The organism is uncultured Streptococcus sp. (assembly GCF_901875575.1).
GTDB lineage: Bacteria > Bacillota > Bacilli > Lactobacillales > Streptococcaceae > Streptococcus.
The window spans coordinates 23132-42411 of record NZ_CABFMF010000010.1 but is presented as its reverse complement, the minus strand read 5'-3'; the positions used below and the strand labels follow the sequence as shown (position 1 = coordinate 42411).

At 38.8% G+C, this 19280-nt stretch carries 19 protein-coding genes; 1 reads left to right on the top strand and 18 read right to left on the bottom strand.

The window, feature by feature from the left end:
• Positions 1 to 73: 73 nt before the first annotated feature.
• From nusG to pbp2a, 4 genes are read right to left on the bottom strand one after another with little or no spacing between them, the layout of a single operon-like run.
• The gene (nusG, locus tag QZ114_RS02485; protein WP_295499424.1) at positions 74 to 610 is read right to left on the bottom strand and encodes a transcription termination/antitermination protein NusG; all 537 of its coding nucleotides are present in this window, start codon (positions 608 to 610) and stop codon (positions 74 to 76) included.
• Between the two features lie 52 nt (positions 611 to 662).
• A complete protein-coding gene (gene secE / locus QZ114_RS02480; protein WP_295499418.1) occupies positions 663 to 839 on the bottom strand; it encodes a preprotein translocase subunit SecE in 177 nt (58 codons plus the stop codon).
• Between the two features lie 9 nt (positions 840 to 848).
• Positions 849 to 1001 (bottom strand): 50S ribosomal protein L33, encoded by a 153-nt coding sequence (rpmG, locus tag QZ114_RS02475; RefSeq protein ID WP_033582349.1) that lies wholly within the window; start codon positions 999 to 1001, stop codon positions 849 to 851.
• 52 nt (positions 1002 to 1053) lie between these two features.
• A complete protein-coding gene (gene pbp2a, locus QZ114_RS02470; protein WP_295499412.1) occupies positions 1054 to 3249 on the bottom strand; it encodes a penicillin-binding protein PBP2A in 2196 nt (731 codons plus the stop codon).
• A gap of 86 nt (positions 3250 to 3335) precedes the next feature.
• On the opposite strand from pbp2a, the gene QZ114_RS02465 reads away from it, so the two are divergent.
• Positions 3336 to 4211 carry an RluA family pseudouridine synthase gene (locus tag QZ114_RS02465; RefSeq protein ID WP_366926339.1) on the top strand — a complete coding sequence of 292 codons (876 nt, stop codon included), beginning with the start codon at positions 3336 to 3338 and terminating at the stop codon, positions 4209 to 4211.
• Positions 4212 to 4282: 71 nt separating this feature from the next.
• Here QZ114_RS02465 and gap read toward each other — a convergent pair whose 3' ends face one another.
• From gap to QZ114_RS02395, 14 genes are all read right to left on the bottom strand, one after another.
• On the bottom strand, positions 4283 to 5290 hold the full coding sequence (gap, locus tag QZ114_RS02460) for a type I glyceraldehyde-3-phosphate dehydrogenase (protein WP_295499409.1): 1008 nt from the start codon (positions 5288 to 5290) through the stop codon (positions 4283 to 4285).
• A 179-nt stretch (positions 5291 to 5469) separates the two neighbouring features.
• Entirely contained in the window at positions 5470 to 6771 is a 1302-nt protein-coding gene (locus QZ114_RS02455; protein ID WP_295499406.1) for an ABC transporter permease, read from the bottom strand.
• Entirely contained in the window at positions 6740 to 7423 is a 684-nt protein-coding gene (locus QZ114_RS02450) for an ABC transporter ATP-binding protein (protein ID WP_295499403.1), read from the bottom strand. The genes QZ114_RS02455 and QZ114_RS02450 overlap by 32 nt, the downstream gene beginning before the upstream one ends.
• A 210-nt stretch (positions 7424 to 7633) precedes the next feature.
• A complete protein-coding gene (locus QZ114_RS02445) occupies positions 7634 to 8545 on the bottom strand; it encodes an XRE family transcriptional regulator (protein WP_295499400.1) in 912 nt (303 codons plus the stop codon).
• Positions 8546 to 8675: 130 nt separating this feature from the next.
• Complete coding sequence (gene adhE / locus QZ114_RS02440; protein WP_295499396.1) at positions 8676 to 11327, bottom strand: bifunctional acetaldehyde-CoA/alcohol dehydrogenase; 2652 nt, start codon at positions 11325 to 11327, stop codon at positions 8676 to 8678.
• 301 nt (positions 11328 to 11628) lie between these two features.
• The gene (locus QZ114_RS02435) at positions 11629 to 12039 is read right to left on the bottom strand and encodes an MORN repeat-containing protein (RefSeq protein WP_295499393.1); all 411 of its coding nucleotides are present in this window, start codon (positions 12037 to 12039) and stop codon (positions 11629 to 11631) included.
• Positions 12026 to 12469: a low molecular weight protein-tyrosine-phosphatase gene (locus tag QZ114_RS02430; protein WP_295499390.1), complete on the bottom strand. Its 444-nt coding sequence runs from the start codon at positions 12467 to 12469 to the stop codon at positions 12026 to 12028. The genes QZ114_RS02435 and QZ114_RS02430 overlap by 14 nt, the downstream gene beginning before the upstream one ends.
• A 48-nt stretch (positions 12470 to 12517) precedes the next feature.
• Positions 12518 to 12805, bottom strand: coding sequence for a preprotein translocase subunit YajC (yajC, locus tag QZ114_RS02425; protein WP_295499387.1), 288 nt, complete (start codon positions 12803 to 12805; stop codon positions 12518 to 12520).
• Between the two features lie 120 nt (positions 12806 to 12925).
• Positions 12926 to 14902, bottom strand: coding sequence for a transketolase (gene tkt, locus QZ114_RS02420; protein WP_295499384.1), 1977 nt, complete (start codon positions 14900 to 14902; stop codon positions 12926 to 12928).
• Between the two features lie 137 nt (positions 14903 to 15039).
• Positions 15040 to 15663 carry an HI_0552 family protein gene (locus QZ114_RS02415; RefSeq protein WP_295499381.1) on the bottom strand — a complete coding sequence of 208 codons (624 nt, stop codon included), beginning with the start codon at positions 15661 to 15663 and terminating at the stop codon, positions 15040 to 15042.
• A gap of 50 nt (positions 15664 to 15713) precedes the next feature.
• A complete protein-coding gene (gene jag, locus QZ114_RS02410; protein ID WP_295499378.1) occupies positions 15714 to 16703 on the bottom strand; it encodes an RNA-binding cell elongation regulator Jag/EloR in 990 nt (329 codons plus the stop codon).
• Positions 16704 to 16717: 14 nt separating this feature from the next.
• The gene (locus tag QZ114_RS02405) at positions 16718 to 17542 is read right to left on the bottom strand and encodes a membrane protein insertase YidC (RefSeq protein ID WP_295499375.1); all 825 of its coding nucleotides are present in this window, start codon (positions 17540 to 17542) and stop codon (positions 16718 to 16720) included.
• A complete protein-coding gene (gene rnpA / locus QZ114_RS02400; RefSeq protein ID WP_295499372.1) occupies positions 17517 to 17888 on the bottom strand; it encodes a ribonuclease P protein component in 372 nt (123 codons plus the stop codon). The genes QZ114_RS02405 and rnpA overlap by 26 nt, the downstream gene beginning before the upstream one ends.
• A 157-nt stretch (positions 17889 to 18045) precedes the next feature.
• Positions 18046 to 19236 (bottom strand): acetate kinase, encoded by a 1191-nt coding sequence (locus QZ114_RS02395; protein ID WP_295499369.1) that lies wholly within the window; start codon positions 19234 to 19236, stop codon positions 18046 to 18048.
• Positions 19237 to 19280: the final 44 nt, after the last annotated feature.

The following is a 19280-nucleotide window of genomic DNA, read 5'->3' as shown; positions in this document are numbered from 1 at the left end:
GCCGATTTTCTCTCTTCTGTCGCTTTTTTATTCCCTAATGTAATGAAAAAGAGAGGCACTGCCTCTCTCAGGGTTATAATTCTGCAATTTGATTTAAATTTACTTCTGCAACTGTATCATTTCCAAACATAGAAATAATCATCTTAACTTTATTATTATCAATTTCCGTAATTTTACCAGTATAATCCGCAAAAGCACCATCTATAATGCGTACTATTTGCCCTACTTCAACGTAAATATCAAACTCTTGGACCGTTTGTCCCATCGATACTAAGATATCACGAATTTCTTGCTCCAATAAAGGAGTTGGTTTTGATCTATTCCCGTGTGATCCAACAAATCCGGTGACGTTAGGAGTATTACGAACGACAAACCATGCTTCATCTGTCATAACCATTTCTACAAGCACATAACCAGGAAAGCGATTCTCTTCAACTTCTTTTCTCTTTCCATTTTTTTCAACTTGTACTGTTTGTGTTGGTATTTCAACACGTAGAATATTGTCCAGCATATTGTAAGTTTGGGCACGCTGTAATAGATTTTCTTTTACTTTATTTTCATAACCAGAATAGGTTTGTAGAACAAACCATCCTTTATCAAAACTATCCATATTACTTCCTTTCACTATAAAAGTAGCCTAGGATAAAAATCCTACTAGTTTTCTAAAAAATATTAATAAATCGAATCAAACCTGAAACAATTAATTTGTCAAAAATATAAATAATTACTACAAAGAAAGCAGAATATTCCATAATAGAACGGAAATCTCTCCAACTTTCTTTGCGTGTTGGCCATGTAGTTTCTTTAAGAAGTCTAAAAATATCTCCAATAAAACGCATCGCTCTCTCCTATCTCGTTTCTTTATGTATAGTGTATTTTGTACAATGTTTACAAAATTTATTTACTTCTAGTCGTGTTGGCTTTGGATTACCACTAATCTTAATCGAATAATTTCTAGAACCACAAACCTCACAAGCTAGACTTGCTTTTTTTAATGCCATAACGCCTCCATCCTATCTATTATAACAATAAACCTAGGCTTTGACAAGCGTCTTAACGAAATAGGTTAACAACTGAATCCCATATAGTTTGAGCTTTTTCTTTAATCTTAGCATCTGAAATCGCACGACTGGCTTCATTTACTAAATTTTGTGCTCGACTTCGAATATCTGATAAAGAATTATCAGCCTGTCCGTTCTCATTATCTTGTACTTGCCTATCATTGTTGACTGGAGCAATCCCATTTTGTTTATAAGCATTTTCTACCGTAAAAGTACTTCCTGGAGTATAAGGCAAAATGGTATTTGCAATATTTTTAAAGATATGGGCGGCACCGTTTGATGTCGAACTCGCCAGATAATGATTTTCATCTGTTGTCGGAAAACCGAGCCAATGACTAATCACCAGATCTGGCGTGTAACCAATCACCCACTGGTCACTCGTATACTCAGGATTGAAGGCAGCTTCAGTCGTTCCAGTCTTTCCTGCCATAACATAGCCTGCTGGTGCGGAACTAACACCTGTTCCATTTGTAAACGTCCCCAACATCATGCTAGTCATTTTATCTGCTACAGCTCTATCAATCACACGTTTTTGTGAATTTTTATGACTTGCCACAACCTGCCCACTAGCGTTTTCAATCCTACTAATAAGATGAGCTTCAGGCATTAACCCTTCATTAGCAAAAGCTGCATATGCTTGCGCCATTTGAAGAGGGTTGGTTTCAACACCACTTCCCAAGGCCACTCCAAGAACACGATCCACCCCCCTCATATCGAGGCCAAATTTTTCTCCTGCTTGAAAAGCTTTATCCACACCTAAATCATTGACAATAGCAACAGCAGGTAAGTTGAGAGATTCCGCCAAGGCTTGATACATTGGAACTTCTAGGCTCGTTTTAATTCCTCCATAATTATCTATCTTATAACTACCATACTGCATAGTATGATTATCTAACTGCTTATTCAAATTCCATCCAGCTTCTATTGCCGGTGTATAGACCACTAAAGGTTTAATGGTTGAACCAGGACTACGTTTAGATTGAGTTGCATAGTTAAAATTACGAAATCCTGTTTTATCATCACTAGCTACTCGACCGACAACTCCACGCACACCACCTGTTTTAGGTTCTAGAGCTACAGTTCCTGACTGAGCAAAGGTTCCATCTTTAGCCTTTGGAAATAGCAATGTATTTTCATAGACAACCTGCATATTTGCTTGGTAGTTTTGGTCCAACTCTGTATAAATGCGGTAGCCATTATTGACAATTTCCTCTTCTGTCAGATGATATTTAGCAACCGCTTCGTTTACCACTGCATCAAAATAAGATGGATAACGATAATCAGATATCTTCCCTTCATATTTATCTTGCAGTTGCGATGCCATATCAATTCCAGCTGCTTGGCTCCTTTGATTTTCATCAATATAGCCTGCCACAACCATATTTTGTAGGACTGTGTCTCTACGATTAGTAGACGTGTCAATAGAATTCAAGGGATTATACAATTCTGGACCTTTGAGCATACCTGCTAAAGTAGCCGATTCATCCAAGGTTAATTGTGAAGCTGAAACTCCAAAATATTTTTTACTAGCATCTTCTACACCCCACACACCATTCCCAAAATAAGCATTGTTTAGATACATGGTTAGAATCTGATCCTTGCTATATTTCTTGGTCAATTCTAAAGCCAAAAAAAATTCTTTGGCTTTTCTCTCTACGGTCTGATCTTGAGAGAGGTAAGCGTTCTTTGCCAACTGTTGCGTTATGGTAGAACCACCACCCGAACGTCCAGCAGTTACAATTGCTAAAAAGAATCGGCTATAATTGATACCATCATTTTTATAAAAGGAACGATCTTCTGTCGCAATAACGGCATTTTGCAAATCTTTACTAATATCTGCCAATTCAACATAGGTTCCTTTCTGACCTGACAAGGCACCCGCCTCTTTCTCTTCTCGGTCAAAAATGAGAGTTCTTGTTTTTAAAGCATTTTGCAGATCATTGACATTGGTTGATTTAGCTACAGCAAACAAATAGGTTCCAACTAGCAAGCCTGCACTCAAACCTAGTATAAGGACAATCTTTGTTAGATGATAGCGACGCCAGAATTTTCGAATTGGACCTACTTGGGCTAATTTTTTTCTATCACTGCGAGAACGACGTAAGCTAATAGAATCAGAATCCTCTGATTCACTTGTTTCTTTTTTAAAAAGAGAAAGAAATTTCTCAAATAATTTATCTAATTTCATGCGTTTATTTTATCATCTTCATCATAGGAAGACAAGAATTTAGCTATTTCCTATCCAAATAGGGCTTTTTTTGTTACAATATCTGTATGCAATTCACATTTACATTACCCGCCTCTTTACCTCAAATGACGGTCAAACAATTCCTAGAGGAACAACTCCTCATTCCTAGAAAGATCCGCCATTTTTTGAGAACCAAGAAACATATTTTGATTAATCAGCGAGAAGCTCATTGGAACAAGATGGTAAATCCTGGAGATGTTTGCCAATTGACTTTTGACGAGGAAGATTATCCCGAAAAAGAAATACCTTGGGGTAATCCTGATCTCGTTCAAGAGGTTTATCAAGATCAACATTTGGTTATTGTGAACAAACCAGAGGGTATGAAAACCCACGGTAACCAACCAAATGAAATCGCCCTTCTTAACCATGTCAGTGCCTACGTTGGCCAAACCTGTTATGTCGTTCATCGTCTGGACATGGAAACCAGTGGTTTAGTCCTCTTTGCCAAAAATCCTTTTATCCTCCCCATTCTCAATCGCTTACTAGAGAAAAAAGAGATTTCTAGGGAATATTGGGCACAGGTCGACGGACATATCAACAGCAAAGAACTTGTTTTCAAAGACAAAATTGGGCGTGACCGTCACGATCGCAGAAAACGAGTGGTTGATCCAAAAAATGGACAATATGCTGAAACGCATGTAAACAGATTAAAGCAATTCCCAAACAAGACTTCCTTGGTTCGGTGCAAACTAAAGACAGGCAGAACCCATCAGATTCGTGTCCACCTTTCTCATCATAGCCTCCCCATCCTGGGTGACCCTCTCTATAATAGCAAATCAAAGACAAGTCGCCTTATGCTCCACGCCTTTCGACTTTCCTTTACCCATCCGCTTACACTAGAGAAATTAAGCTTCACTACCCTTTCAGATACTTTTGAAAAAGAATTAAAAAAGAATGGATGATTGTCGTATCATCCATTTTTACATATAAGAAAAGCAAGACCAAGAGGTCTTGCTTTTTATCGACTCAAGAATTATTTAGCGATTTTTGCGAAGTATTCAAGAGTACGAACAAGTTGTGCAGTGTATGACATTTCGTTGTCGTACCATGATACAACTTTAACCAATTGTTTACCGTCAACGTCAAGAACTTTAGTTTGAGTTGCGTCAAACAATGAACCGTAAGCCATACCTACGATATCTGAAGATACGATTGGGTCTTCAGTGTATCCGTATGATTCGTTTGAAGCTGCTTTCATAGCTGCGTTTACTTCATCAACAGTAACGTTCTTTTCAAGAACTGCTACCAATTCAGTAACTGATCCTGTTGGAGTTGGAACGCGTTGTGCAGATCCGTCAAGTTTACCGTTCAATTCTGGGATTACAAGACCGATAGCTTTAGCAGCACCAGTTGAGTTAGGAACAATGTTTGCAGCACCAGCGCGAGCACGGCGAAGGTCACCACCACGGTGTGGTCCGTCAAGGATCATTTGGTCACCAGTGTAAGCGTGGATAGTAGTCATCAATCCTTCAACAACACCAAAGTTGTCTTGAAGAGCTTTAGCCATAGGAGCCAAGCAGTTTGTAGTACATGAAGCACCTGAGATAACTGTTTCAGTACCGTCAAGAACGTCATGGTTAGTGTTAAATACAACTGTTTTAACGTCGTTTCCACCAGGAGCAGTGATAACAACTTTTTTAGCTCCACCTTTAAGGTGTTTTTCAGCTGCTGCTTTCTTAGCAAAGAAACCAGTAGCTTCAAGAACAATTTCTACACCGTCAGTAGCCCAGTCAATTTGCTCTGGATCACGTTCAGCAGAAACTTTAACGAATTTACCGTTAACTTCGAATCCACCTTCTTTAACTTCAACAGTACCGTCGAAACGACCTTGAGTTGTGTCGTATTTCAACAAGTGTGCAAGCATAACTGGATCTGTAAGGTCGTTGATGCGTGTAACTTCAACACCTTCTACGTTTTGGATACGACGGAAAGCAAGACGACCGATACGTCCGAAACCGTTAATACCAACTTTAACTACCATTAGTGATTTCCTCCTTATGAAAATCATGAAATTTTTATTGTGAAAAGAGTAACTTGAATCACTACAAATCACCTTTCAACAAACCTATTATATAACTATTTGAGTTGAATTGCAAGTACGGGCATTGTTTTTCTATGTTAGTTTCTTTTCGAGCGACGATAATCTAGTAACGTCCTTAACTATTCATATCGTAGCGATTCTACAGGATCCATTTTACTAATTTTACGCGCTGGGAAGTAGGCTGAGACATAACCAAGTAATAGAGCGAAAACTAGAGTTCCTAAAACAGATAACAAATTTAATTCAAAAACCTTCGTGATGGATGGGTAAAAGTGACTTACAATCGCATTCGCCAAACTTCCCACCCCTTGTGCAACCAAAAATGCCAGCAGCAAGGCAATGCCTACAATCCAAATAGCCTCGTAAATAAAAATTCCTTTGACATCGCGATTTTGATAACCAACTGCCTTCATGACACCTATTTCCTTAGAACGTTGCATGATATTGATGTAAATGATGATACCAATCATGACCGCTGCTACCACAATAGCTTGTGATGAAAGTACAATCAACAATCCCTGAATGACACGAATAAAAGTAATCACAATATCAAGAACCTTCTGTTGAGAAAGAACAGTATACTTCTTATTTTTCTGTAATTCTTCTGTTATCGCTTTTGTTTGTGATGGATCTTTGAGTTCCAAGATAAAATAAGATACAGCTTTTGTAAATCCAGCCTCTTTCAAAATCGTTTCCATTTGATGAGACGGCATGAAACTGTTGCTGTCCTCCATGTCATCTTCATCATTGATTACACGTACAATCTTTGTTTGAAATTGAGCAATCTTACTAGCTTCGGCAGTATTTTCTACAATGCTGGCTGAGACTGATTTACCAATAACATCACTAGCTGTTAGATTTTTTCCTGTCTGTTCATTCCAATTTTTCAGTAAACTGCTTGGAATTGTCAAACCCTGTTCATTTGCATCAGTATATGGGGAACCGGCTAATACTTTGTCAGCCTCATTACTACTAACAGAGATACTTGTATCCTCATAGAGACTCACTACTTGAGCATAAGAAGGCATCGTTTGACTCAGATCCATTTCTTGCCCATCTATAGTAATATTTGCCATAGTCATCCCAAAAGGACTCTCCAAATATTTAATAGCTTCTTTTCCAACTGTATCCGTGATATAGTTCTTATCATCTTGGTTCAAAAAGCCTCGTCCAACATTTTTTGTGTCTAAAGCAATCTGAACTTGAGAAGGGATTTGACCTCCATTCGTATTTTCATTAATCATCGAAATCAAGGCATTCCCCAAGCCAAAAGAAATCAAGACTCCTACAAAACCGATTGAGGTTGCTAGTGCAATCAATAGGTTACGCCACTTTCTTTCCATAAAGTTATTTAAAGAAAGTTTGAATTTATTTTTCAATGACAATCCTTTATTTTTTGACTTCTTCAACGACTTCACCATCCTTCATTTTGATAATCACATCTGCATATTCGGCAACCTCTGGATTATGGGTTACAATCAACACTGTTTTCCCTGTTTGGGCTAAATTTTTGAACACTTCTAATACCATTTCTTGGGATTGAGAATCCAGCGAACCCGTTGGCTCATCGGCTACAATCATATCTGGTTGATTTACCAAGGCACGCGCTATTGCTACGCGTTGCTTTTGCCCGCCAGAAAGCTGTTTAACATTTTTAGCCATAAAAGGCTCCATGCCCAAGTTACTTAATTGCTCCTTTGCAATCATTGTCATCTCCCTGTCAGATAAGTCTTTGACATAGAGAGGTAGCTTGACATTGTCCAAGACAGACTGATGAGGAATGAGGTTAAAGTTTTGAAACACAAATCCAATCTTATCTTTACGAAATTGAGTTAGTTCAATCTCTGATAAGTCACGGAGGGATTCCCCTTTAAATTCTAAAACTCCTTCATATTGTCTATCTAGACCGCTGATGATATTGAGTAGACTGGTTTTACCACAGCCTGATGGACCGTAAATCGCTGTAATTTTACCTTTTGCAATCTGCAGATTTATATTCTTTAAAGCCTGCTCTTGATGTTTACCGTCCAAGGCGTAAAACTTTGAAATATTTTTAATGGATAAAATGGACATTCTTTCCCCCTTGTTTAAAACTGTTATCGTCATACATCGTACTTATAGAAAGTCCTTCAAGCTACTTCAGTACTGATTTACCCTATGGGCCTAGTACTTAGAATTTTCTCTCTATTTCCTAGTTTACTTTTTAATGTATATCAAGTAAAATTTATTGTAACAAAAAAGCGACATTCCCTCAATGACAGAAATGTCACTCCTATAAAGCATTTAACAATACCTTTCTAAGTCTTCGCTCCATTCATTATCTAAACTAACGATTAACTGCTCATTGCCAAACATTCTCGCCATCATTTTTGCTTCTTCATACTTTTGTTTTGCTGTTTCATAATCAGTCTGAATATAATATTTCCATTCTACCATCAAGACAATCGGTTGCTTTTGGAAATCTCGTGTTTTTTCAGAAATCCAATTCAATTTTTCCACAGCTAACTTAAATAACTCTAAGTTGTTAAGCAGTTCACAACTACCTAATCCTGCAAATAATACATCTCGAACTAGAAATAAATCTTCGGTATTACTTTTCTCTACTTTATCACAAACTTTTTGAAACATTAATTGAAGTTTCTGCTGTTCGCTAATAGATAACTGTCCTTTTTTTATATTTTCTAAATAACTACACAAAAAATACAATCGAATTTTCAAAAGGTCTGAAAATGAAAACTCACTTTGATTACAAAGTTCGTTCAAATACTCATCTACTAGCGCAAGTCCATACTGTTCATTATCCGTCGCTCTCACTGCATCTATTGCTTGAAGACAATCCACTATCATCTTCTCATCACGTGGCAAATCATCATAAAAATTCTCAAAAATCTCATCGAAATATTCTTCCTTTTGTTCCTGCAACTCCTTGTCCCCATAGTCAGGATGATGTAAAAGAAAGTATTTTAATTCTTGGTAACGCTTGGGTAATTCCTTATAATCTGGCATCAAGACGTAGGACGGAATTTCTAATCTATCTGCAATATATTCTAGGGTTTTTATCGTCGGACGAAATTCTCCTTTTTCGATTCTCACTAACTGACGCACTGATAATTCAGACTCATCCCCGCAAAAAACTGGACGACTAAGACCTTTCTCCTCTCTAAGGATTCGTACCTTCTCTCCTAATTCATTCATCTCTTACATTTCTCCCTCGCATGATTATAAAAGATTTGATTTTCAAATAAATATATGCGATGATTATACCATTTTTCAAATAGAATTACAAAAAAGAGACAGGAAATTCCTGCCTCTAGGCTGATAACAATTATTTACGGCGTCCTGGTCTTTCTTTGTAACCATAGTAAGCATCTTCGATGATTTCTTGCATATGGTCAACCATTGGAAGACGTGGGTTCGCTGGTGAACATTGGTCTTCATAAGCAAGGAAGGCCAATTCACGAGAATGCTCTTTCCATTCTTTTTCATCGATTCCTTGTGCTTTGAAGTTCATTTGAATACCTACGCGCTCACCAAGTTCGTAAACAGCTTTTGCGTAAGATTCAACTCCTTCTTCTGGAGTAGAAGCTGGAAGTCCAAGCATGCGTGCGATATCTTGGTATTTTTCATCTGCACGGTAGTAGTTGTACTTAGGCCATGTTGCTGTTTTAGCTGGACGTGTACCGTTGTAGCGGATGACATATGGAAGCAAGATAGCATTTGTACGACCATGGATTGTGTGGAATTGCGCACCAATCTTATGGGCCATTGAGTGAGAAATACCTAGGAAGGCATTGGCAAAGGCCATACCAGCGATTGTTGAAGCGTTATGCATTTTCTCACGTGAGTGGAAATCTGCATTCTTAACTGAGCTTTCAAGGTTTTCAAATACAAGCTTGATGGCTTGAAGTGCAAGACCGTCAGTGTAGTCGCTAGCCATTTGTGATACGTAGGCTTCAGTCGCGTGGGTTAATACGTCCATACCAGTATCAGCAGCAACAAATCCAGGAACTGTCAATACCAAAGCAGGGTCTACGATTGCCACAGTTGGTGTCAATGAGTAGTCAGCGATTGGGTATTTACGATTGTTTGCTTTATCAGAGATAACGGCAAATGGTGTTACTTCAGATCCTGTACCAGATGTAGTTGGAATCGCGATGAATTTCGTCTTCTTACCAAGCAATGGGAACTTGAAAGCACGTTTACGGATGTCCATGAATTTTTGTACAAGGTCACGGAAGTCCACTTCTGGTTGTTCGTAGAAGAGCCACATTACTTTAGCAGCATCCATTGGAGATCCACCACCAAGAGCGATGATTGTATCTGGTTTGAAGGCACGCATAATCTCAGTACCACGGTTTACAGTTGTGATATCTGGATCTGGTTCTACATCAGCAAAGATTTGGTAAACAACCTTATTGCGACGAAGGTCAAGTTGTTCGATGATACGATCAAGGAAACCAAGCTCTACCATGGCATGGTCAGTAACGATCATGACACGTTCAACGTCACGACATTTTTGAAGGTATTGAATTGAATCACGTTCAAAGTATGTTTTTGAAGGAAGTTTCATCCATTGCATGTTATTTCTCCGTCTTCCGACTTTTTTGATATTCAAGAGGTTAATGGCACTAACGTTATCCCCAACTGAGTTGCGTCCGTAAGAACCACATCCAAGTGTCAATGATGGCAAGAAGGCATTGTAAACATCCCCGATACCACCGAAAGTAGAAGGTGAGTTACAGATAACACGAATCGCTTTAACAGCTTTCCCAAATTCTTTAGTCAATTCTTCGTCAGCTGTGTGGATAGCTGCTGAGTGTCCAAGTCCGTTAAATTCAACCATTTGACGAGCTTTGGCAATACCATCTTCACGGCTTTCAGATTTCAAAACTGCGATAACTGGTGACAATTTTTCACGAGTCAATGGCTCATTTTCACCGACTTCTTTACATTCTGCAGCAAGAATGTTTGTTCCTTCTGGAACAGTAAATCCTGCTTGTTCTGCAATCCATGTTGCAGGTTTACCAACGATATCAGCGTTCAATTTTGCACCAGCACAGTTTTTGCTGTTTGCTTTCACGCCAAAGCAGAATTCTTCAAGAAGAGCTTTTTCTTTCTTGTTTACAAAGTAAGTGTGGTAAGACTTGAACTCTGCTACAAATTCATCGTAAATTTCTTTATCAATGATAACCGCTTGTTCAGATGCACAGACCATACCGTTATCAAATGATTTAGACATGACGATATCGTGTGCAGCTTGGCGGATGTTAGCTGATTTTTCAACATAAGCTGGAACGTTTCCGGCACCTACCCCAAGAGCTGGTTTACCACATGAGTATGCGGCTTTAACCATAGCATTACCACCTGTTGCAAGGATTGTTGCAATACCTTCGTGGTTCATAAGAGCACTAGTTGCTTCCATAGATGGTTCAGTAATCCATTGCACACAGTTTTCAGGAGCACCAGCTGCGATAGCTGCATCGCGGACGATACGTGCTGCATGAGCTGATGATTCTTGAGCTGATGGGTGGAAGGCAAAGACGATTGGATTACGTGTCTTCAATGAAATCAATGATTTGAAGATTGCTGTTGATGTTGGGTTTGTTGTTGGAGTGATACCACAAACAACACCAACTGGTTCAGCGATAAGAGTCAAACCTGTTACATCGTCTTCTTCGATAACGCCAACTGTTTTAGTGTGACGCATGTTGTTTACTACGTGTTCACAAGCAAACAAGTTCTTAGTTGCTTTGTCTTCAAATACACCACGTCCTGTTTCTTCATAGGCATGTAGAGCCAATTCTCCGTGGGCATCCAAAGCTGCCACTGAAGCTTTAGCTACGATGTAGTCGACCTGTTCTTGGTCGAGTTTACGCATTTCCTCAAGAGCAACTAAAGCTTTTTGCACCAAGCCATCAACATGCTTTTCAGCAGCGAGTTTCTTTTCCTCTGGTGTCACAGTTTTTTTATCAGCCATATTTTCCTCCATAGCTTTCAAGGATTGATATCCTTTGTTAATTTTTTCACAAGTTTATTATATCGCATTATTTTAATTTTGTAAATAGTTTCACAAACATTTCACAAAGAATTTTTAGCACCTTGTGAAATATTCTTTACTTTCATTACAAAATAAGCTTTTATATTTGAAGTTTGTGAAATTCATTTCAAATATTTTTTTATTTCACAAACTAAATTGGAAGAGTGCCTTGGAAAGAAAGGGATTTGCAGGTAAGCGCTTACTTCGAGATTCTAATAATACCTCCTTCGATAAGGAGGTATTATTTTTGTTGAAAAACACCTTGTTTAAAAGTCCCTTCATAAACGACTTCTTGTTCCGTTGTTAGTTTTCCATAACCTTCAGCTTGACCACTTACAAAATCACCTTCATATTTCCAACCAGCTTTTGATTGGAAGGTTCCTTTGCCATTAAAAGCACCATTACTAAAGTCACCTGTGTACTGATCTCCATTTTCAAAGGTAATGCTTCCCTGTCCATTCATTTTCCCACGAACTAAACTTCCATTATAGATGATTTTCCCATCATCAAGATTTAAAACACCTTTTCCTGGAATATTTAGAAGAAAGACTAAAATAGCACATAAAATAATCATAGACAGGGCTGCTATTTCAACACGCGACCGAGTCAGATAGACACGATATTCCTCATAAAACTCTCTAATCTTTTCCATGTTCTTCCTCCTTTTCCAGATAATTTAGCCAGGTTTGACAACCTTGTTGAACACGCAGATAGGTTTCTTCAAAATCACCTGTGTACCAAGGATCAGGAACACTCTCAGGTGCAAATGAGTAAATCTTGTCTTGAAAATCTAATGGACACATTTGACGCAAATTTGATACATTTGAAGCATCCATACCGATAATATAATCAAACGACTCAAAATCTTCTCTGGTTATTTGAAGTGATGTTTTATGTTTGTCATAAGGAATTTGATATTCATGAAAAATTCCTTGCGTTCCCTTATGAATTGGATTCCCATGTTCCCACGATGAGGTCGCGCGGCTCTCTATTTCATATTTATTAGTCATAGATTTCATGACAAATTCAGCCATGGGACTGCGGCAAATATTCCCAAGACAGACAAAAACTAATTTTTTCATCCCATTTCCTCCATTTTCATAGAAAAACGGGAGTTAATGTGTCCCGTCTTATTTTTCAATTGCACTTTCTAGCGAAGCTGTTTCTTTTAGTGGCAAAACTGTTTTGATTGCAGTCAATTCGAAAGTTAAGTAAACACCATCAATATCTAAAACAACTGTTCTTTTGTCTGTATTCACTTCATCAACTGTACCATACAAACCACCAATAGTAATAACTTCATAGCCTTTTTGTAGTTTATTCAAGCTATCCATACGCTTTTGTGCTTGTTTTTTTTGAGAACGTTGCATCAAAAACATCAAGCCTAGCATGGCAACGAACACGATTAAAAATGTCATTATTGATCTCCTTTATCTTTTACATAGGTCTACTATATCAAATTTCAGCTACTTTTACAAGATTGTACCTTGCTTTCAGGGCAAGAAAAAAATCAGAGCTCTCACTCTGACTTTTTACGACTATTTCAAGTTTTGAACGACTTTTACAAGATTTTCAACTGTGAAACCATACTCTGCCAAAACTTTTGGTGCTGGGGCAGACGCTCCAAAGGTATCAATACCGAGGACTGCACCATCTAGTCCCACATATTTGTACCAGTTTTGAGTTGCCCCCATTTCGACCGCAACACGACGGCGGACTGCATTTGGAAGGATTTCTTCCTTGTAAGCTGCATCTTGTTTATCAAAGACATCTGTAGATGGCATGCTGACTACGCGGACTTTTACACCTTGACTAGCCAATTCTTTGGCAGCTGAGACAGCAAGATTGACCTCTGAACCTGTCGCAATCAAGATGGTATCAAAGTCGGCTGCATTTTCATAGACAACATAGGCACCTTTTGCAACCTTGTCGAAGTCTGTTCCCTCTTCAACAGTCAAGTTTTGACGTGTCAAGACAAGGGCAGTTGGTGTTTTCTCACTTGTCACTGCAAGGTACCAAGCTGCTTGCGTTTCACGCGCATCTGCTGGGCGGAAAACATTTAGATTTGGCATAGCACGAAGACCTGCTAAGTGCTCAACTGGTTCGTGAGTTGGACCATCTTCCCCAACCGCAATAGAATCGTGGGTAAAGACATAAGTCACAGGAAGACCTTGCAAAGCTGACAAGCGCACGGCAGCTTTCACATAGTCAGAGAAGACAAAGAAGGTACCACCATAAACACGAAGTCCACCGTGAAGGGCCATCCCGTTCAAAATCGTTCCCATTGCAAATTCACGAACACCAAACTGAATGTTACGGTTCAAGCGATTGGCATCGTCTTGAAGTCCATCCGTTTTGATGTAGGTCATGTTTGAGTGAGCAAGGTCAGCTGATCCACCCAAGAAAGTTGGCAACTTAGCCGCCACAACATTCAAGGCATCTTGGCTTGAATTACGAGTTGCTTGAGAGAAGCCATTTTCTAAAGCTGGGAAGTCTGCTGGAGTTACCTCAACCGGATCACGTCCATCGATGATGGCCTCTACTTCTGCAGCTAGTTCTGGGTGAGCTTCTTCATAATCAGCAACCAATTTTGTCCAAGCTTGATAAGCTGATACGCCACGGTCTGCAACATGTTCTTTGAAATCAGCATATACTTGTTCTGGGATTTCAAATGGTTCATAGTCCCAACCAAGGGCTTGACGAGTTGCTGCAGTTTCATCTGCTCCAAGAGGGGCACCGTGTACAGCATTAGTTCCTTGTTTGTTTGGAGAACCATATCCAATGACAGTCTTCACTTCAATCAAAGATGGTTTGCCTGAAGCTTTTGCTGTTTCGATAGCAGCATGGATTGCTTCTAAATCTGTTCCATCTTCAACCAAGGCAGTATGCCAACCATAGGCATTGTAGCGGTCACGAACGCTTTCTGTAAAGGAATCCTTGGTTTCACCATCCAAGTTGATATCGTTTGAATCATAGAGGACAACTAACTTGTCTAGTTTTTGCAAGCCTGCGTATGAAGCTGCCTCACTTGAGACACCTTCCATCAAGTCTCCATCTCCACAGATAACATAAGTATAGTGGTCAAAGATATTGTAGCCTTCACGGTTATATTTGGCTGCCAAGAAACGTTCTGCCTGGGCAAAACCAGTGGCAGTTGAAATCCCTTGACCTAAAGGACCTGTTGTAGCATCAATCCCTGCTGTATGGCCAAATTCTGGGTGACCAGGTGTTTTTGAACCCCATTGACGGAAGCTCTTGATCTCATCCATGCTGACATCTTCAAAACCAGAAAGATGAAGAAGGGCATAAAGGAGCATTGAACCGTGGCCTGCTGAAAGAATAAAACGGTCACGGTTAATCCAGTTTGGTTGAGCTGGATTGATACGAAGTTGTTTTGTAAAGAGGCTGTAAGCCATCGGAGCCGCTCCCATAACCACACCTGGGTGACCTGAGTTGGCTTTATTGATGGCGTCAATACCTAGAAAACGAATTGCATTAACAGATAGATTTGACATAGAATTTCCTTTCTATTTGAGGTGATTATTGAATCACACATTCTATTTTACTATTATATGAAAAAATACATAGAATAGCAATTAAACAATTCGACGCTAGATAAGTATTCTATTTTCTATTTTCTATTTTCTATTTACTATTCTCTAGTCGCCTGATAATAGGGAAGCAAGCGTTCATAAGCATCTTCTAATTTTTTTAAAATCACTTCTAATGATTGATTTTCTATAAAAGAAACATCTGCCTTCACTAAAACTTTTCGGACTTCCTGATTGGATATTTTATTTCTTAAAATTTGGCGATTTTCTTCGTTCGCCTCCCATCTTTGACTTTGACCATCAGAGTAGGCTAGATAATAAATCCCTTTAACGGTTGGAATTTCTAAAACTTTAGCCTGCTTGCCTAGGGTTTGTTCATCCTTCTTACGCTCGATAAAACTAACTTCTAATGAGACTCCAAAATCAGAAGGACTTCCATATAAGCGTAAGGCCATCATAGGTTCTGTCACGTGTCCGTCTCTCTGTAGATAAACCCAAAAATGTGGTCGCAAACGCTGCGCTTGATTCATCCACTGACTAGTTTGTTGGAGTTGCCATTCTGGATGGCTTGCTTGAAAGGCTTTAGCCAATTCTGTAAAAGCCTTTCGTGCCTCTTGACCTTTGTGGCGGAATGCCAGCATTTTTTCTCGCTCTTCTCCTGCTTTATCAGGATTACGGTACTGCAAACCAGCAAATTCTAGATAATTTCTTATTTCATTTAACATCCGTTTAATCTCCTCTAGCTAGCAAAAAATCAGGATAAACCTGATTTTACTTATTCTGTATCTACAACGACATAGCGATTTGGCTCGTCACCTTCAGAGTAACTAGTCACACCATCCATACGTGAAATAATACGATGGATAATCTTGCGTTCGCTATTTGACATTGGATCCGTTTGATGGCTGCGACCTTCTTCTAAAACACGAATCGCTAATTTTTGAGCATAGGTCTGCAAGACTTCTGCACGGTGTTCAACATAATCATTGACATTGATTGTAATGTAGAAGGTTCTTGAGTAGCGGTTATAAAGATAATTTTGAGCCAATAGTTGCAAGGCCTTCAAGACTTTGCCATGGTAACCGATAATACGACCTGGCTCATTGGTATCAATTTGTAGATTGATACTACGACGGTTATAATCATTTGAAATCGTCGCCTCAACATCCATATCATCAATAATCGTTTGAACATAAGTCGTTACTTCCGTTGCTACTTGCTCAATATCATAGCTAGGTTCAACTGTTAAGCCTAAGTCTCCTAATTCTTGATGCTCATCTTCTTCTAGCTCCTCGACACCTGAAGGTTCTTCTACTTGTTCATGCATCGCAGCTTCTTTAATTTGCATTTCATTTAAGATTTCAATATGACCTGTTTCTTCTAAAATAGTGTTCGCCTGTTTTTCATTTTTGAGGATTTCAGCCTTGACTTCATCAGAAACCCCTTGGCCTTCTTCTTCTATTTTCTTGATTGCTGCAACTACATGACCAAGATCAACCGTTGCTTCACTAACAGTTTTAACTGGTTCATTTTTTTCATTGATTTCCTTTGGAACACCTTTAACTGCTTGTTGATTTGCTTTAATAACTGTTGTTTCACTAATCGCTTCAATATCAACCTGAGCTGGTTTTTTCCCAAACAATCCAAGAAACCCCTTTTTCTCTCTAGAAACGACTTTAATATGAGCCTTCATTCTTGGAATATCCAATTTTTTCAATCCTTTCTGGATTGCTTCTTCAACAGTTGAACCTGTAAATACTACCATTACAAGATTCCTCCTTATTTCGTTTTCTGAGCCTTTTTCTTAGCTTTTCTTTTTCTATTTTCCAAATCTTTTTTGGCTTGTACTACTGCCTCCCGCTCTGCTATGATCTTGAATGGATTATTCAAGAAGTAAGTTTGCAAGACCTGATAAGCATTAGATACAGTCCAATATAAAGCCACCCCACCCGGTGCGTAAACTGCAAAAACAAAAATCATGATTGGGATTCCATACATCATGGCAGTTGTTGCTCCATTTCTTTCAGACAAGGCTTTATTAGACAACCATGTACTTAAAAAGGTAAATACGGCTGCTAAAATTGGGAGCACAAGTGTTGTATCTACTCCTCCAAGGTTAATCCATAAAAAATGACCTGTCTTTAAAAAGTCAACTCTGGAGAGAGCTTGAAACAAAGCTAAGATAACCGGCATCTGAATCAAAATCGGCCAGAGTGAATCCGAATGTCTTATACCCATTTCCTTATAGACCTTACGAATCTCTTGATCCAACTTAGTTCTACTCTCCATATCACTACCTGGATACTGCTCGCGTAAAGCCTTAATCCGTGGCTGAACTTCCTGCATTTTTCTTGATGCGACCATTTGCACCTGAAATACTGGTAAAAGTACGGACCTGATCAAAATTGTGAAGAGTATAATACCTATTCCAATGCTAATATCAAAAGATAAAAAGCGAATGACTTCCGCAAAGAAGTAAACAAATTTACTCCAAAAATCAGCCGAATCTGCTGTAATATCACTAGTTGTTCCACTTGTAGCACAAGCTGTCATGAAAAATAGTGACAAACATAGCAAACTAGTCAACTGTAGTTTCTTTTTCACTCCCATTTCCTTCCTGATAAATCTTTGATAACTTTAATACGTGGAGTAGATTTTTCTCCATCTCTGCGTATCCCAAGGCTTCAACTCCATTTCGAGCAATGACTACAAAGTCAACATCTTCTGAAATCTTCCCCTTTGCATTCTGTAGAATGTGGCGTATCCGTCGCTTGATTTGATTTCTAGTGACTGCATTCCCCAATCTTTTGCTGACAGACAAGCCTACTCGAAAGTGTTTTTGCTTATTTTCCAATCGGTAGATGACAAACTTTCTATTTGCAAAACTGGTACCCTCTTTGAAAATCGCCTTAAAATCTTTCTCTCTTTTTACACGAAAGTTTTTCTTCAAAACTCAACTCCATCTATTAAACTACTACTATTATACCATATTTTTTAAAAAAGCCAATAATAGCAAGGTTTTGGAGATTTCCTTAATAAAAAAGGTGGGAAATTGAATTCCCCAACCTTCATTTCTTGTATTTTTTACTCAAAGATTTAAATTAAATCTATTTTCTTAAACGTTCAACATCACGAGCGATAACTAATTCTTCATCGGTTGGAATAACCAAAACACGGATTTTTGCTTCTTCTGTTGAGATGTCTCCTGTTGATCCAAAAACATTCTTTTCAGGATCAACATCACAGCCAAACCAAGAGATACCTGAAATAACATCTTCACGTACATCGGTTGCATTTTCTCCTACACCCGCTGTAAAGATAATAGCATCTGCACCGTTTAGGACTGCAAGGTACTGCCCAATATGTTTTTGAATACGATCAATATAGATTTCATATGCTAAGGTAGCATCATGATCTCCTTCTTTTTTAGCAGCAATCACATCACGCATATCACTAGACTTGCCTGAAACTCCCATGAGTCCTGACTCACGATTGAGAATATGGCTAATAGCCTCCGGCGTATTAAAGTCCTCTGTATATTGCATTAGGTAAGGGATGATAGCTGGGTCAATATCTCCTGTACGAGTTCCCATCATCACACCACCAAGTGGAGTGAATCCCATTGAAGTATCCACAGATTGACCACCCTTAACAGCTGTAATAGAAGCACCATTACCGATGTGGCAAGTAATCAATTTCAAGTCTTCTAATGGACGTCCCAAGAGTTTTGCAGCTTCTCCTGCCACAAACTGGTGACTTGTCCCGTGGGCACCATATTTGCGAACCTTATTTTCTGTGTAATATTTTGTTGGTAGAGGGTAGCGATAAGCTTTCTCTGGCATAGTTGTGTGGAATGAAGTATCAAAAACAACTACGCTCGTAATGTCTGGCAACAATTCCTTGAAGGCACGAACACCTGCTGCATTGGCTGGATTGTGGAGAGGAGCCAACAAGCTCAACTCTTCAATTTTTTCTAAAACATCTCCCTCAACAACTGTTGATTCTTTGAAATATTCTCCACCTGCAACAACACGGTGGCCAACACCAGTAATCTCATCATAAGCCTTGATAATATCGAAACGAATCAAGTCATCCAATAAAATTTTAACTGCTTGTGTGTGATTTTCAATGTCCAAAATTTGTTGTTCAGAACGGCCGTCAAATTTTACAGTTGAAATTGAATCTTTCAAACCGATACGTTCAATCAAACCTTTGGCTAACACTTTTTCCTCTGGCATTAAGTATAATTGCCATTTCAAACTTGAACTTCCTGCATTGATTGCAATTGTTTTTGTCATAATATAATACCCCTTTTTAAGCGTTTTCATCTATTATAACAAAA

Coding starts and splice junctions, on each gene's coding strand:
- nusG (WP_295499424.1), bottom strand. CDS start 610: ATGGATAGTTTTGATAAAGGATGGTTTGTTCTACAAACCTATTCTGGT.
- secE (WP_295499418.1), bottom strand. CDS start 839: ATGCGTTTTATTGGAGATATTTTTAGACTTCTTAAAGAAACTACATGG.
- rpmG (WP_033582349.1), bottom strand. CDS start 1,001: ATGGCATTAAAAAAAGCAAGTCTAGCTTGTGAGGTTTGTGGTTCTAGA.
- pbp2a (WP_295499412.1), bottom strand. CDS start 3,249: ATGAAATTAGATAAATTATTTGAGAAATTTCTTTCTCTTTTTAAAAAA.
- QZ114_RS02465 (WP_366926339.1), top strand. CDS start 3,336: ATGCAATTCACATTTACATTACCCGCCTCTTTACCTCAAATGACGGTC.
- gap (WP_295499409.1), bottom strand. CDS start 5,290: ATGGTAGTTAAAGTTGGTATTAACGGTTTCGGACGTATCGGTCGTCTT.
- QZ114_RS02455 (WP_295499406.1), bottom strand. CDS start 6,771: ATGGTGAAGTCGTTGAAGAAGTCAAAAAATAAAGGATTGTCATTGAAA.
- QZ114_RS02450 (WP_295499403.1), bottom strand. CDS start 7,423: ATGTCCATTTTATCCATTAAAAATATTTCAAAGTTTTACGCCTTGGAC.
- QZ114_RS02445 (WP_295499400.1), bottom strand. CDS start 8,545: ATGAATGAATTAGGAGAGAAGGTACGAATCCTTAGAGAGGAGAAAGGT.
- adhE (WP_295499396.1), bottom strand. CDS start 11,327: ATGGCTGATAAAAAAACTGTGACACCAGAGGAAAAGAAACTCGCTGCT.
- QZ114_RS02435 (WP_295499393.1), bottom strand. CDS start 12,039: ATGGAAAAGATTAGAGAGTTTTATGAGGAATATCGTGTCTATCTGACT.
- QZ114_RS02430 (WP_295499390.1), bottom strand. CDS start 12,469: ATGAAAAAATTAGTTTTTGTCTGTCTTGGGAATATTTGCCGCAGTCCC.
- yajC (WP_295499387.1), bottom strand. CDS start 12,805: ATGACATTTTTAATCGTGTTCGTTGCCATGCTAGGCTTGATGTTTTTG.
- tkt (WP_295499384.1), bottom strand. CDS start 14,902: ATGTCAAATCTATCTGTTAATGCAATTCGTTTTCTAGGTATTGACGCC.
- QZ114_RS02415 (WP_295499381.1), bottom strand. CDS start 15,663: ATGTTAAATGAAATAAGAAATTATCTAGAATTTGCTGGTTTGCAGTAC.
- jag (WP_295499378.1), bottom strand. CDS start 16,703: ATGGTAGTATTTACAGGTTCAACTGTTGAAGAAGCAATCCAGAAAGGA.
- QZ114_RS02395 (WP_295499369.1), bottom strand. CDS start 19,236: ATGACAAAAACAATTGCAATCAATGCAGGAAGTTCAAGTTTGAAATGG.